Annotated in this window: 13 protein-coding genes; 11 read left to right on the forward strand and 2 right to left on the reverse strand. The window is 54.4% G+C overall.

What is annotated here, in order from left to right:
- The first annotated feature begins 39 nt into the window (after positions 1–39).
- Complete coding sequence (locus tag DDY07_RS07075; RefSeq protein WP_171695348.1) at positions 40–567, forward strand: SRPBCC family protein; 528 nt, start codon at positions 40–42, stop codon at positions 565–567.
- A gap of 140 nt (positions 568–707) precedes the next feature.
- Here DDY07_RS07075 and DDY07_RS07080 read toward each other — a convergent pair whose 3' ends face one another.
- The gene (locus tag DDY07_RS07080; protein WP_171695349.1) at positions 708–2,909 is read right to left on the reverse strand and encodes a hypothetical protein; all 2,202 of its coding nucleotides are present in this window, start codon (positions 2,907–2,909) and stop codon (positions 708–710) included.
- A 438-nt stretch (positions 2,910–3,347) separates the two neighbouring features.
- Complete coding sequence (locus tag DDY07_RS07085; RefSeq protein ID WP_171695350.1) at positions 3,348–4,019, reverse strand: response regulator; 672 nt, start codon at positions 4,017–4,019, stop codon at positions 3,348–3,350.
- Between the two features lie 506 nt (positions 4,020–4,525).
- Between DDY07_RS07085 and DDY07_RS07090 the strand changes: the two genes are divergently transcribed.
- The 10 genes from DDY07_RS07090 (at position 4,526) to DDY07_RS07135 (ending at position 13,601) form a co-directional block, all read left to right on the forward strand.
- The gene (locus tag DDY07_RS07090) at positions 4,526–6,334 is read left to right on the forward strand and encodes a methanol/ethanol family PQQ-dependent dehydrogenase (RefSeq protein ID WP_033156197.1); all 1,809 of its coding nucleotides are present in this window, start codon (positions 4,526–4,528) and stop codon (positions 6,332–6,334) included.
- 146 nt (positions 6,335–6,480) lie between these two features.
- Positions 6,481–7,323, forward strand: a complete 843-nt coding sequence (gene moxJ, locus DDY07_RS07095) for a methanol oxidation system protein MoxJ (protein ID WP_171695351.1) — start codon at positions 6,481–6,483, stop codon at positions 7,321–7,323.
- Between the two features lie 14 nt (positions 7,324–7,337).
- On the forward strand, positions 7,338–7,814 hold the full coding sequence (gene moxG / locus DDY07_RS07100) for a cytochrome c(L), periplasmic (protein WP_171695352.1): 477 nt from the start codon (positions 7,338–7,340) through the stop codon (positions 7,812–7,814).
- Positions 7,815–7,971: 157 nt separating this feature from the next.
- Positions 7,972–8,253: a methanol dehydrogenase [cytochrome c] subunit gene (locus DDY07_RS07105; RefSeq protein WP_101052345.1), complete on the forward strand. Its 282-nt coding sequence runs from the start codon at positions 7,972–7,974 to the stop codon at positions 8,251–8,253.
- A gap of 371 nt (positions 8,254–8,624) precedes the next feature.
- Positions 8,625–9,644, forward strand: coding sequence for a MoxR family ATPase (locus DDY07_RS07110; protein WP_171695353.1), 1,020 nt, complete (start codon positions 8,625–8,627; stop codon positions 9,642–9,644).
- Positions 9,645–9,649: 5 nt separating this feature from the next.
- Positions 9,650–10,276, forward strand: a complete 627-nt coding sequence (locus DDY07_RS07115) for an MxaP protein (RefSeq protein ID WP_171695354.1) — start codon at positions 9,650–9,652, stop codon at positions 10,274–10,276.
- Positions 10,263–11,147, forward strand: a complete 885-nt coding sequence (locus tag DDY07_RS07120; protein ID WP_253734424.1) for a DUF58 domain-containing protein — start codon at positions 10,263–10,265, stop codon at positions 11,145–11,147. Before DDY07_RS07115 ends, DDY07_RS07120 begins: the two co-directional genes overlap by 14 nt.
- Positions 11,144–12,061, forward strand: coding sequence for a nonribosomal peptide synthetase MxaA (locus tag DDY07_RS07125; RefSeq protein WP_171695355.1), 918 nt, complete (start codon positions 11,144–11,146; stop codon positions 12,059–12,061). Before DDY07_RS07120 ends, DDY07_RS07125 begins: the two co-directional genes overlap by 4 nt.
- Entirely contained in the window at positions 12,058–13,041 is a 984-nt protein-coding gene (locus tag DDY07_RS07130; RefSeq protein ID WP_171695356.1) for a vWA domain-containing protein, read from the forward strand. Before DDY07_RS07125 ends, DDY07_RS07130 begins: the two co-directional genes overlap by 4 nt.
- A complete protein-coding gene (locus tag DDY07_RS07135; RefSeq protein ID WP_171695357.1) occupies positions 13,038–13,601 on the forward strand; it encodes an MxaK protein in 564 nt (187 codons plus the stop codon). The genes DDY07_RS07130 and DDY07_RS07135 overlap by 4 nt, the downstream gene beginning before the upstream one ends.
- Positions 13,602–13,621: the final 20 nt, after the last annotated feature.

Raw genomic sequence — 13,621 nt, forward strand, 5'->3', positions numbered from 1 at the left:
GGATAATACCGGGTTTTTCACCACCCTTCGGGATTGCTTATGCGACACATCATGCTTTCATTCAGCTTTTTGCTCCTTTCCTGGCAAGTTCACGCTCACGGCCCGACGCCGCAAAAAGCCAAGGAGTCTGTGACCATCCAAGCGCCTATCGCCAAGGTATGGGCAGAGCTGAAAAATTTCGACGACATTGCCAATTGGCATAGCGACTTGAAAAAGAGTGCGGGTGACGGCAAGAATCAGTCCGGCGGTTTACGCACGTTAACCTTTCAAAACGACGAAACCCTCACTGAAGAATTGGATTATTACAACGAAGCCGAACACGAATACAGCTACCGGCTGAAAACCGAAAACACCAAAGCGCTTCCGACCAGTTCGCATACGGTCGATGTGAAAGTCGCGGCAGGTGAGGCCGCCGACAGCAGCGTGGTCACCATCAAAAGCCGCTTCTACCGCGGTGATACCGGCAACACGCCACCGGAGAATTTGAGTGACGAAGCGGCGGTTAAAGCAATGACGCATTTTTTCAAGAACGGCTTGAATGGCTTGAAGGCCAAGCTGGAGAAGTAAATTTTATGTCGTCATTCCTGCTTACGTGGGAGTGACAGAGCCAGAGACCTTTGTATGTGAATTTCAATCGTCTCCTGTAGTGAGCGGAGTCAACCCACAAAAAAAATCGCCCCTTGCGGGGCGATCTGTTGTCTGAAGTTTTACGGATTGGGTCCGTTGTGGCAGCTAAAACAACTCACTTGATAACCCGCCGGCCAATTCTTAATACCAAACTCATCGGCATCAATGGTTTTCGCAACCTTTACCGCACTCAAGGGAGTGCCGGCGCTGGTTGTACCATGGCAATAGCTACAGCTTGGCGTAGTGGCTGTGCCGTTTTTATTGGCGTCTTCGTGTTGCTTAACCCAGGCGTCACCGGTGGTATGCATGCCGTGAGGGCCGCCGTTTACCGTGTTCGGGACTGTAGTATGGCAAGCCTTACATTCGGCTACCGTACCGGCGTGTCCTTGCACGGCGATGCTTTGCAGGTTTTCGTCGGCATGTGTGGAGGGATACTCCGCGTGTGTCGCACCGTGACAAGCCTCGCATTGCAAGCCGCCGTGGCCTTTACTGAAACGGTACAAGTTCAATCCGGGAACAGGCGTATTGGCATTGGTGGCAAAGGTATGATCTGTTGGCACAATCGCTTTGCCGGTGGCGTCGATGCCTGAAATCGCGCGTTTGCCGGGTGCGGCGCTATTGTGGCAAGACTCGCAGGTCGGCTCGTTGAACCAGCCTTGCCGAGTGGCACTACCGACCGCTTTCATATTGCCGTGACAGCTCTGGCAACTGATAGACGGGTCGCCGCTGGCGTCCGTGGCGGTGGACATCGCGCCACGCAGACATTGCGTTACCGATCCCGGATGACATTGGTAACAAGCGCTGCGGTTGTCCAGACTATCCAGGGTTAACTGGGTGGCAGGGTCTTTTACATCGGCATGTTTTAAATGCAAGGACTGGGTGAATGGCGCAATGCCGGTCATGCCGCCCATCACCGTGGTCTTGTTTTCCTTATCGAAATAGGCATTGCTGGCATGGCACGCCACGCAAAGAACCGGTTGCCCGGCATCGGCCGTCGCCAGTAAGCCTGTTGATTTGTAGCCTTTGCTATTCAATGTGGTCAGCGCATCCTTGAATAATGGATTGGCGGCCTGTTTTTCATCATGCAGACGCAGAATGTTACGCTTCCAGTCTTTGTCGGGATCGGCATCGAACACCCAGCCCGTCGCCGGTTTGGCGGCAATTTGCGCGGCATTGTTATTGGTGTCAGTGGATGCGTGGCAGCCTTTGCAAGTCATCTCGTCGCTGACCGGCAACACGGTGGTAGCGCTAGCCAGAACCTTACCGCTCAGCGCATCCTTGGCGACGACCTTAACGGTGGGATAGAAGTTCTTATTACCTTTGTCGTCGAAGGGCGTCACCGGAATACCCTCGGCCTCGAACCATCCGAACGCTGTGTTGTAGGTCATCGGCGCGGGTGTCAGGGATGGCGTTTTGTTGCCGGGCATGGGGTTTCCGCTGGCGAGTCCGTCCAGGTTAACCCCGACATCCGGTGCCGGATTCAAGCCTACCAACTCACCGACCCAAGACCAGAAATTGGTTTTGTTGGCGCTGCTGGTATTGATAGAGCCGCTACTGTCGGCGACTGCTTCATAAGTCAGCAACACGTTGCTGCTGACTAACTTACCGTTTTTGTCTTTCAATTGCGCATGCAAAGTATTGTAGGGCGGCAAGATGGCGAACACGGAAAAATCCAGGCCGTCCATGCAATGCATGCCTAAATCATTCCAGGCGAGCAGGGTGTATTCGCCGACAGCCGTGGTATTTAACACCGTCACTGCGACCGTTTTGGAGGTCTTGCTGTCGCGGATGGTCACCGTGGCCGAGCCGGCTTTAAGACCTTTTATGGTAGCGAGATTATTGGCATAGCCGACGCTAGCAATTGAGTTGTCCGACGATTGAACGTTTACTGTGCCGGAGGCGTTAGTGACCGTGACGGTGGCAGTGCCGCCCACATTGACCGCCAATACGGCCGGCGAAATCGTCAAGACGGGAGAAGGGGCGCTGATGACTTTGACTTCCACGCGCTTCGAGCTCTTACGATCTTTTACTGTGACCGTCGTAGAACCAGCTTTTACACCCTTGATGCTAGCGATACCGCTGGCGTAAGTGACTGTCGCCACACTGGTATTACTGGATTTTACACTGATGCTTCCGGATGATTTTGTGACCGCAATCTTGGCTATTTCGCCCACGAAGATTTCGACGGAATTAGGTTTGAGTTCAAGCGCCTGGACGCTACCAAATTCGCATACACCCAGAAAAATCAGCAAAAGCTGAAATATAAATAGACGTGCATTCATAATATCTCCCATGAATACGTTTTGATCGGATGGGTAATCGTTAATGAATTGCCCATATGAATGGAAGCAAACGGCCAACATCCGATACCGCGTCGCTTCTCGATGATGCTTTATTACTTTTTTTAATAAGGTTATTCAGTCGGCACAATAACCATTCAACATGAATTGAAGATGAAAATATAATGAAGTAATGATTAAGACTGGCGCAGCTTTTAGACCCGGAAGGCTTGAATCGGGCGTCTTGAGCCAGTTGCTTGGGAGGGGGATTGCAGGCTTACAACCGGGAGTTCCGGTCGCAAGCGGCCATTCACAGCGTTGTTAGACCGGTTAGCTCTGAGTCTATCGAAGCGCACACCGGCCTAGGCTTCGATTCGCTCAGTCCGAACGGCATGCCAGGGATAAATGGGGCCTGGTTATTAGGGAAGGGTGTGTTCCGCGCTAGCTGTGCTCACACAGTTCGCTTCCGGTATTGATAATACCCTGGCGACCAGCCAGCAGTGTCAATTCCGACATGGTTTTGACGTTTAATTTTTCTTTGATCGCCGTACTGTGGTTGCAGACGGTTTTGTAGCTCAAACATAATTTTTCCGCCGCTTGACGGGTGCTCAAACCATTGGCCAGCAGGCAAAAAATGTCGAATTCGCGCGGCGACAGCGATTTAACCTTATATGCCTCATCCTGGCCGATGGCCATATTCACCGCCAATTGCTGCGCCAAAGCCGGTTCGATGTACGTGCCGCCTTCCGCCAGCGTGCAAACTGCGGTCACCAGCGTGTCCGGCTCATTATTTTTGGTGATGTAACCTTTGGCGCCGGCCTTGATCGCGCGGGTGACGTAGACCAGTTCGTTATGAATCGAAAATACCAATATCTTGCAACTGGGGTAGCGAACCAATAAGCGCCGCACCGATTCCAAACCGCCCAGACCGGGCATGGATAAATCCATCACCACCACATCCGGCGTCTGCTTGTCATATACCTGGCAAGCGGTCTCGCCCCTATCGGCTTCATAGACGGCGCCTATTCGTTCAGACAAGGATAAATAAGTCTTGTAACCGGCTCTGACCACTGCATGGTCGTCTACTAATAAAACGCTGATTTTATTCGCCACTAACTACGTGCCCTGATTGGTTTTTGGTGTGGATGAGCAAGAAACGCCCCCGGCAGAACCGGTGCTATCCCTAGCCGGCGCTTCTTGCCCCGCCATGATGCCGATTTTTATGCCGGGAAACCATGGGAGCTTTTCCCGTTTTGCTGCGGCGTGCGGCTGCCTGCGACTGGGAAAACTTCCACGACTTTTTTCGCGGAATTCCCAGGCTATTTATGGATTATTCCGTAACGCCCGATAGGCCGCCTTCTTTACCATTTGCGCCAGCATGGCCCGGTAGGTCTAAGTCAATATTGTGTGCGACTTGATTGAGATTGCTGATGTGAAAAGTGAAGGAGATTTCTGCCGCAAAGCAAAATCTCGCGTCACGGATGGACGCCAAAATTAAGCGCAGCGTGTGATTGATTTTGCCCGGAAATGCCGATGGCGTTATCCGCTTTTAACGGAAGGCTCCCCTAACCAACCGATTTGCCGGGCCATGCAACCTAATAAACAACATAGGAGGATTCATGCAAATTTCACGGTTTGCCAAGCAGGTATCGACCACGGCCTTAGTCACGGCTGCGGCCTTGGCCGTGTCGTCATCGGCGCAAGCGAATAAAGAACTGGAACAACTAGCCAAGCAAAACACCAACTGGGTGATGCAGACCAAAGATTATGGCTCGACTCATTTCAGCGAGATGATCGACATCAACGCCAACAACGTCAAAAATCTGAAAGTGGCGTGGTCGTTTTCCACGGGCGTGCTCAACGGTCATGAAGGTGGGCCTCTGGTTGTTGATGGCATTATGTACGTCCATACGCCATATCCTAACAACGTATTTGCAATCAGCCTGGACGAGCCGGACAAAATTTTGTGGCAGTTCAAACCCAAGCAAAATCCAGCGGCGCGCGCCGTCGCTTGTTGCGACGTGGTCAACCGGGGCTTGGCCTATGCACCGGCCGGCAAAGATTATCCGGCTACCATTTTCTTAAACCAGCTGGATGGTCATGTGGTGGCGATTAACGCCAAGACCGGCGAAGTACTGTGGAAAATGGAAAACTCCGACATCGCCATGGGTTCGACGTTGACCGTCGCACCGTTCGTGGTGAAAGACAAAGTCATCGTCGGTACCTCCGGTGCCGAGTTGGGGGTGCGTGGTTACGCCACCGCTTACAACATCAAAGATGGTAAGCAAGCCTGGCGCGTGTATGCCACCGGTCCGGATGAAGACATCAAATTATCCAAAGACTTCAACAGCGCTAACCCGCATTACGGTCAGTTCGGTTTGGGTCTGAAAACCTGGGAAGGCGATGCCTGGAAAATCGGCGGCGGCACCAACTGGGGTTGGTATGCTTACGACAGCGACCTGGAAATGCTCTACTACGGCTCCGGTAACCCGGCACCGTGGAACGAAACCATGCGTCCCGGCGACAACAAATGGACCATGACCATCTGGGGCCGCGACGTTAACACTGGCGAAGCCAAATTTGGTTACCAAAAAACCCCGCACGACGAGTGGGACTACGCGGGCGTCAACTACATGGGGCTGTCCGAGCAAATGGTCGACGGCAAAATGACCAAACTGCTGACGCACCCGGACCGTAACGGCTTGGTGTATACCTTGAACCGCGAAAACGGCAGCTTGGTCAATGCCTTCAAAATCGACGACACCGTCAACTGGGTGAAAAAAGTCGATCTGAAAACCGGTCTGCCGATCCGCGATCCGGAATATTCGACACACATGGACCACCAAGCCACCGGTATCTGCCCGTCGGCGATGGGTTACCACAACCAAGGTATCGAGTCTTACGATCCGAACAAAAAGCTGTTCTTCATGGGTACCAACCATATCTGCATGGACTGGGAACCGTTCATGCTGCCTTACCGTGCCGGCCAGTTCTTCGTCGGCGCGACTTTGAACATGTATCCGGGGCCAAAAGGCACTTTGGGCCAAGTCAAAGCCATGAACGCGGTGACCGGCAAAATGGAATGGGAAGTTCAAGAGAAATTCGCAGTGTGGGGCGGCACCACCGCCACTGCCGGCGACTTGGTGTTCTACGGCACCCTGGACGGCTACATCAAAGCTCGTCATTCCAAAACCGGCGAAGAGCTGTGGAAGTTTAAATTGCCTTCCGGTGTTATCGGCCATCCGATCACCTATAAACACAACAACAAACAGTACGTTGCGATTTATTACGGTGTCGGCGGCTGGCCTGGCGTAGGTCTGGTATTCGACTTGGCCGATCCGACCGCTGGTTTGGGTGCGGTGGGTGCGTTCAAGGAACTAGCGCATTACACCCAAATGGGTGGCGGCGTGATGGTGTTCGCGTTGTAGAAAGCTTTCCTGGTTCCCACGCGCTGCGTGGGAATTCAGGTTAACCGCGCTGCGGTGGCGATGATCTGCCGCAGCGCGGCTACTAAGGCGTTCCCGCGCAGCGCGTGGGAACGAGGCAACGAGTCTACTTAATTCCTAGAATCACTATGAAAACAAGCACACGCATTGTGGCTGCGTTGGCATTGGGCTTTGGTTTTTCCACAGTTCAAGCCGAACAGCCGGTTTTAAAAGTCTGCACGGCTGAAAACGAAATGCCTTACTCCAATAAAAACGGCGAAGGCTTTGAAAACAAATTGGCGCAGTATGTGGCCGAACAACTGGGCCGTAAATTGGAAACCGTCAGCTGGACAGATCCGCGCTACTTTATCCGCGATTACCTGGATAAAGGCTTGTGCGACGTGGTAATGGGCGTCGATGCCGGCGACCCGCGTTTGTTGACCACGGCACCTTACTACCGGTCCGGCTATGTCTTTATCAGCCGCGAAAAAGACGGGTTGGACTTGCAGAACTGGGATAGCCCGGCCTTGAAGCAAGCCCAGCGGATTGCTTTCGCACCGGGCTCTCCGGCCGAAACCATGCTGCGGGCCATCGGCCGTTACAACGATATGTTCAATTACCAACAAGAGTTGGCCGGCTTCAAGTCCAAACGTAACCAGTACGTCAAGTACGACAACGACAAGCTGGTTAACGAAGTGGCTTCCGGCAAAGCGGAAATCGCCATCTTGTGGGGGCCCGCCGCGGCCCGCTACGTGAAGGCATCGGCCACGCCGCTGACGATGACGGTCATTCCGGACAACGCCAAGCGCGCCGACGGCGAAAAGGTAGGTTTGCATTACAGCACCGCCATCGGTGTGCGCAAGGACGACAGCGCTTTGCTGGGGCAATTGAACAAAATCATCAAAGACGGGCAGGACAATATCGAAGCGTTGCTGGAAGCGGAAGGCATTCCGTTGCTGGATCAACCCGAAACAGCCGTGTCCATGAACTAAACAGGAAACCTTGAATGAAATTGAAAACATTTTTGACTGGCGCCGTGCTGTCGATGTCAGCGCTGGCGGCAAGTGCTGTCCAGGCCGATATTACCCTGCGCCATGCCTTGACCGGGGAAGCGCTGGATTTGAGTTTCGCCAAAAAAGGCGGCAACACCGACAAATTCAAGCAATTCATGCAAACCGGCAAAAATCCTTACAACGGCGATGCCGAGGCAGCCAAGAAAGGCGAAAGCTTGTACATGACCGGTTGCTCGGGCTGCCACGGCCATGAAGCCGAAGGCAAACTCGGCCCCGGTCTGGCCGACGACTACTGGACTTATCCGCGCGGCCTGACCGACCAGGGCTTGTTCGAAATCCTGTTCGGTGGCGCCAACGGCATGATGGGGCCGCAGTACGTCAACTTCAGCACCGATGACATGCTACACATCATGGCTTTCTTGCGCAGCATTTATAAGGGCGATCCGAAGAAAGCCGAGTGGTTGAAGTGAAGCCACGTTTTGACTCGTTCTCGCGCGTCGCGTACCCAAGGGCATAAATGGTAATGGCGATTTTGCCGCAGCGCGGACAAGCCATGCGTTCCCACGCAGCGCGTGGGAACGAGGAAGAGCTAAAGCAAATTTAAATTTAATATATCAGGAGATCAACATGAACAAATTAGTAATGTTAGGCGCGGTCCTGCTGGCTTTTGGCCTGTCCGGCGCGGCAAAAGCCTACGACGGCACCAAATGCAAAGAAGCCGGCAACTGCTGGGAACCGAAACCGGGGTATCCGGCACAAGTGGCGGGCAGCAAATACGACCCGAAACACGATCCCAACGAGCTGAACAAACAAGCCCAGTCGATCAAAGAAATGGAAGCCCGCAACGCCAAACGTACTGAATTGCTGGCGAAAACCGGCAAGTTTGTTTACGACGTCGAAGGCCAATAAACACCGGGTAGGTCAGGGTGCGCATCGCGCTTACTGGCAGTCACTAGGAAAATAGAACCCTTAGGACGCCGCCAGGGACGGCGGTAACTAATGATGCGGAGGGAATCGAAGATTATTCTGCCGAAGCGAAGACCAGGGAATGCCCAAGGCAACGGCGCGCTCAACCCATGCAAGCTGTTTAAGAACTTCGCGAGTGCAGTAGCCTTTAAACAGCTTCTAAACGAAACCTCACGGCTCCGGGCCGTTGCTATGCCGCTTAGATCACGACGGCCCGTTTTCAGCGGCGCGTATGTCAGCAATCGGCGGCATGGCAACCCAGCACCGGAGTTCTTTTTGCGGTATTGGCTTTAATCAACAGCGCTCAATTAGCTATGACAAGCAAGCAAACCCTCAGCGACTGGCGCGCCAGTGCGTTGCAGTTGGAACAACAAATCAACCATGTCGTCGTCGGTCAGCAGGCGGCGGTACGTAATCTTTTGATAGCTGTATTCGCCCGCGGCCATGTGTTGCTGGAAGGCCAGGTCGGCGTGGGTAAAACCACCTTATTGCGGGCCATCGCCCAAGGTCTGGGCGGACACTACCAGCGTATCGAAGGCACCATCGACCTGATGCCGGCCGACTTGATCTATTACACCTATTTAAATCAAGAAGGCCGACCCTGCGTCGATCCCGGCCCTTTGCTGAAGCAGGGCGAACAGTTGTCGGTGTTCTTCTTTAACGAGATCAATCGGGCCCGGCCGCAAGTGCATTCGCTGCTGTTGCGGGTGATGGCCGAGCGCAGTATCGGCGCGTTCAATCGCGAATACCGGATGCCGCACATTCAGGTATTTGCCGACCGCAATCGGGTAGAAAAAGAAGAAACCTTTGAGTTGCCGGCGGCCGCTCGCGACCGGTTTTTCATGGAAATCAACATCACCGCACCCAGTGACGACAAGGTGTTGGACGATTTGCTGTTCAATCCGCGTTACCACGATGTCGATGCCTTGATCGGGGAAATGGCCGCCAGCCAAATACCTTATTACCAGCTCAACGACTGGGCGGCGGCGATTCAAGACAGCATCCAGCCCAGCGCCGCTTTGCGCCAATACGCCTTGGATTTATGGAAAGCCACCGCCGATCCCGGCGCATTCGGCATCGCTTTAGCCGATGTGGAAATGCACAACCTGCTGCAGGCCGGCGCCAGTCCGCGCGGCGTCAGCTACATGATACGCGCCGCCAAAGTCCGGGCTTGGCTGGAAAATCGCGACAGCCTGTTGCCGGAAGATTTGCAGGCGGTTTTCGCCGTCACCATGTCGCACCGGATATTCCTGAATCCGATGTACAGCTATCGCCAAGACGACATTATTCCCACCTTGATAGACAGCATACTCAACCAAATCGCCGCACCGTAACAGTCATGAACATTAAATCGATTCTGCACGCCATGCTGCCGCATGCCGGCCTCGGCCACTTATTGGACACCTATTTAACTTGGTCCGGCGTCGGCTTTATTTGCTCGTTTATTGCCAGTAGCTTGGATAAACATGCCGACGTCCCTTACGCCGCGTATTACACCAGCGCCTTGAACGACGCGGTGGGCTTTAAGTTCTGGATTTTATTGGCGGTGGTCGGCACTTTACTGTTTTGCCTAAGCCTGCCGGTGTTATATCTATCGCTACATTTTCCGGCGCTAAGTGATTTCAGCCGGCGCTTGCGGCGGTTTACCTACACGTTTTTTTTGGTCGCCTTCGACGAGGGCGGATTGATGATCGGGATTTTGACCGCCAATTTTATCGATACCAGTGAGCGCATCTCGCTGTTGGCGAACAAATCGTTCTTGTTCAGCGATGTCGGTTTTTTCACTATCCTGGCCTTATGCCTGTTGAACTCCTTGCTATGGCTGTTCGGCGAAGCCATCCACAGTCGCAATCCGCAAACGTACTCTGGCGTGGTGGCCTTATTGATGAAGGTGCCGCTCAAATTTTCCATTCCCGGCTACTTGGTTGTGACGGCCGTGCTGGCGAATTTGGTTGTCAGCCAATAAGTTACTCGCTAAAGCGATGTCGGCCACGATAAAGCCTTTCCAATACCGCCTGCCACGCCCGGCAGTCGGTGTATTTCCCGGCGCGCACCCCGGACAAATGGTCGGCAACGGCCAACTGTTCAAGCGCCATGACACCCTGATTGCCCGACCTGACCCCAGGCGCATCGATTTACGGGCCAGCCTGCTCGATCCGTTCGGCCATTACCAAGTGAGGGTACAGCAGCAACACAGTGCTATTGATGTGTATTTGCTGGCCGATTTATCCGCTTCCATGGGTTTCGGCGGTGGCAACGACAAGCGCCGTGTAATGGCCGATATGCTGTTATCGATTGCCGCATCGGCCCTGGAATACGGCGACAACATCGGGTTTATTGCGGCTAACCAGCAGGTGCTCACCGACTGTTATTTGCCGGCCGGTAAACATTTAGGCCGGATTCAAGCCATGGCAAAACGCCTGGAAACACTCGACCTGCAACCCGGCTCGGCAGGTTTGCAGCAAGCCCAACGCTATCTACCCAAACATAGGGCCTTGGTGTTTCTGGCGTCGGATTTTCATTTTCCGTTACCGCAGTTGCAAGCCATTTTGCAAAACTTGCGTCGCCACGACCTGATACCGCTGGTGCTGTGGGACCCAGCCGAATACAGCCGCTTACCGGATTGGGGGCTGTTTCAAGTTCAGGACCTGGAAACCGGTAAGCGCCGCACGCTGTGGTTGCGTCCCGGTTTGAAGCGCAACATAGAACAGGCATTTGCCCAGCGCCGTGCGCAATTGCAACAGCAGTTTCGGGCCTCGGGCTGTGAGCCGCTGTTTATCGACAACGGCTACCGCGCCGAGCAGCTGGGGCACTATTTTTTAAGGAGAGCAGGGTGACGTTGGCGGCAAAGCGGCTTGGTTGTGCTTGGGTATGGGTATGCGTCACGCTGCTGGCGGCGTGCTCCGGCACGTCTAACCAAGCACTCCGCGACTTTCAACTGCAAACGCCGCGGCCGTTTGGGTATGTGATCGGCGATACCATCCCGCAGCGGATTGTGCTGGAAACGCGCGCCGGCATGCTCTTGGAGCGCAACAGTCTGCCGGCGCCGGGTCGCTTGAATCGCTGGTTACAACTGAACGCGGTGACTGTGCTGGAAACGGCCGGCAATGACGGCAAGCGCTATCAAATCGACCTGCAATATCAGCAATTTTACGCACCGCTGGAAGTGAAAGCCTTGAGCATACCCGGTTTCACCTTGCGCTTTCAGCAGCACGGGCAAACTCTGGAACAGCCGGTCGCAGCCTGGACCTTTACGATCGCGCCATTGCGGGAGTTGGTGGTCAGGCAGGACCAGCACGGCGAATACATGCGCCCGGACCAAGCGCCGAGCTTGTTGGATGACGCGGCAATTGTCCGGCGCTTATGCGTGGCGCTGGCGGTGGCTCTGGGCATCGCATTACGTTTGGCTTGGCTTTACGGTTATTTACCGGGACTACCGAAACGCAGCGTATTCAAGCGCGCGCAGCGGCAACTGCAAACCCTTGGCTTGTCACAGTTGCCGCAAGGGCTGGGCGCTGTACATGCGGCATTTAACGGTCTTCACGGCAAGCCGGTGTTTTTGCACAAACTGGCCGAGTTTTATCAGGGCCACCCGGAATATCGCAGCATCGCCGACGAATTGACTTGGTTTTTCGATTATTCCAATCGTTACTTTTTCGGTGACGCTTCGATAATGCCGCAAGAATACGATCTGCAAAAACTCAAAACCCTGTGCCTGCATTGCCGGGAAATCGAGCGAGGCAGTCGATGAATTTGGGCTTTGAGTATCCTTGGGTCTTGCTCGGTTTGGGCTTATGCCTGTTGCCAATGTTGAGAATGGGAGTGGTCGCCAACCCCTATCCCTGGCTGGCGATATTGCCTGTCGACCCACTATCGCTGGCTATCAGCGCCTTGATCCGCTTGCTGGGCGTGCTGGCGATAAGCGGGTTGATTCTGGGCTTGGCCGGTGCCTATCTGCAAGAACAGCAAATGGAGCGCATCGGCCACGGTGCACACATCGTCATGCTGTTGGATCGCAGTAACAGCATGGACAACACCTTCGCCGGCAAGACGCCGGAAACCCAGGGCGAGGAGTCCAAAGCCAACGCCGCCCGCCGCTTGTTGAATCAGTTTGTCGATCACCGAGCGCACGATTTGATCGGCATCGCGGAATACAGTACTTCGCCGCTATTCGTGCTACCGCTCACTGAAAACAAAGCCGCGATTCATGCTGCGATAGACGCCACCGCGTTGCCGGCCTTGGCTTATACCAACGTCAGCAAGGGCTTGAGCATGGCTTTGGAGTTCTTCGATAGCCGGCCGGTGACCGGTTCGCGCATCGTGTTGCTGGTGTCGGACGGCGCGGCGGTAATCGATCCGGACAGCGAAGCGGCCTTGCGAGAGTTGTTCAAACAACGCCAAGTCAGTTTGTATTGGGTGTTTCTGCGCACCGCCAACAGCCCTGGCTTGTTTGAAGTGCCCGACGACCCGCGCGACGATAATGCTCAGGCCATGCCGGAACGGTATCTGCATCTGTTCTTTAACAGTCTGCATATTCCCTATCAAGCCTACGAAGCCGAAACGCCCGGTGCATTGCAGCAGGCCATTGACGACATCAACCGCTTGGAGAATCGGCCTTTGCATTATTTCGAGCGGATTCCGAAGCTGGATTTATCCACGCGCTGTTATGCCTTTGCGGCGGCGCTGATGTTGTTATTGCTGGGCGTGAAACTCTGCGAGGCCAGACTGTGATCCGTAAGTTAAAACACTGGGCGCTGTGGGCCATATTGGCAGCAGCTTTATTAGTGACTCTGACGCAATTGCTGCAACTGTATGGCCTAGCCGGCCAAAATCGGCTGATCGGCCAATTACTGGCCGATCAGGATGTCGGCGCAGACGAGTTGGCAACCTCGGCGCCGGAAGTACGCATGACCAGAGCGGTGTATCTCAGCCGGCACCAACGCTACGACGAAGCCCTGGCGACGCTGAACCTGTTATTGCAGCAAGCCGGCGCTGAAGCGCAAGCGCAAACCCGTTATAACCTGGGCAATCTGTATCTGCGCCAAGCCATGGAGAAAGCCCAGGCCGGCAATGTCAACGAGGCGATGCCCTTGCTGGGTTTGGCCAAGCAAGCTTATCGCGAAGCATTAACGTTGGACAGCGGCTTTTGGGATGCCAAGTACAATCTGGAAGTGGCGATGCGGCTGTTGCCGGAGATGGACAGAATCAGCAGCGGCGACGAGCAGGATGATCTTAATCAACAGACCCAACTATGGACCACCTTGCCGGGCTTTCCGCGTGGCTTGCCCTAACTTGGCGCTTATCTTCCCGA

This window comes from Methylomonas sp. ZR1, assembly GCF_013141865.1.
Taxonomy (GTDB): Bacteria; Pseudomonadota; Gammaproteobacteria; order Methylococcales; family Methylomonadaceae; genus Methylomonas.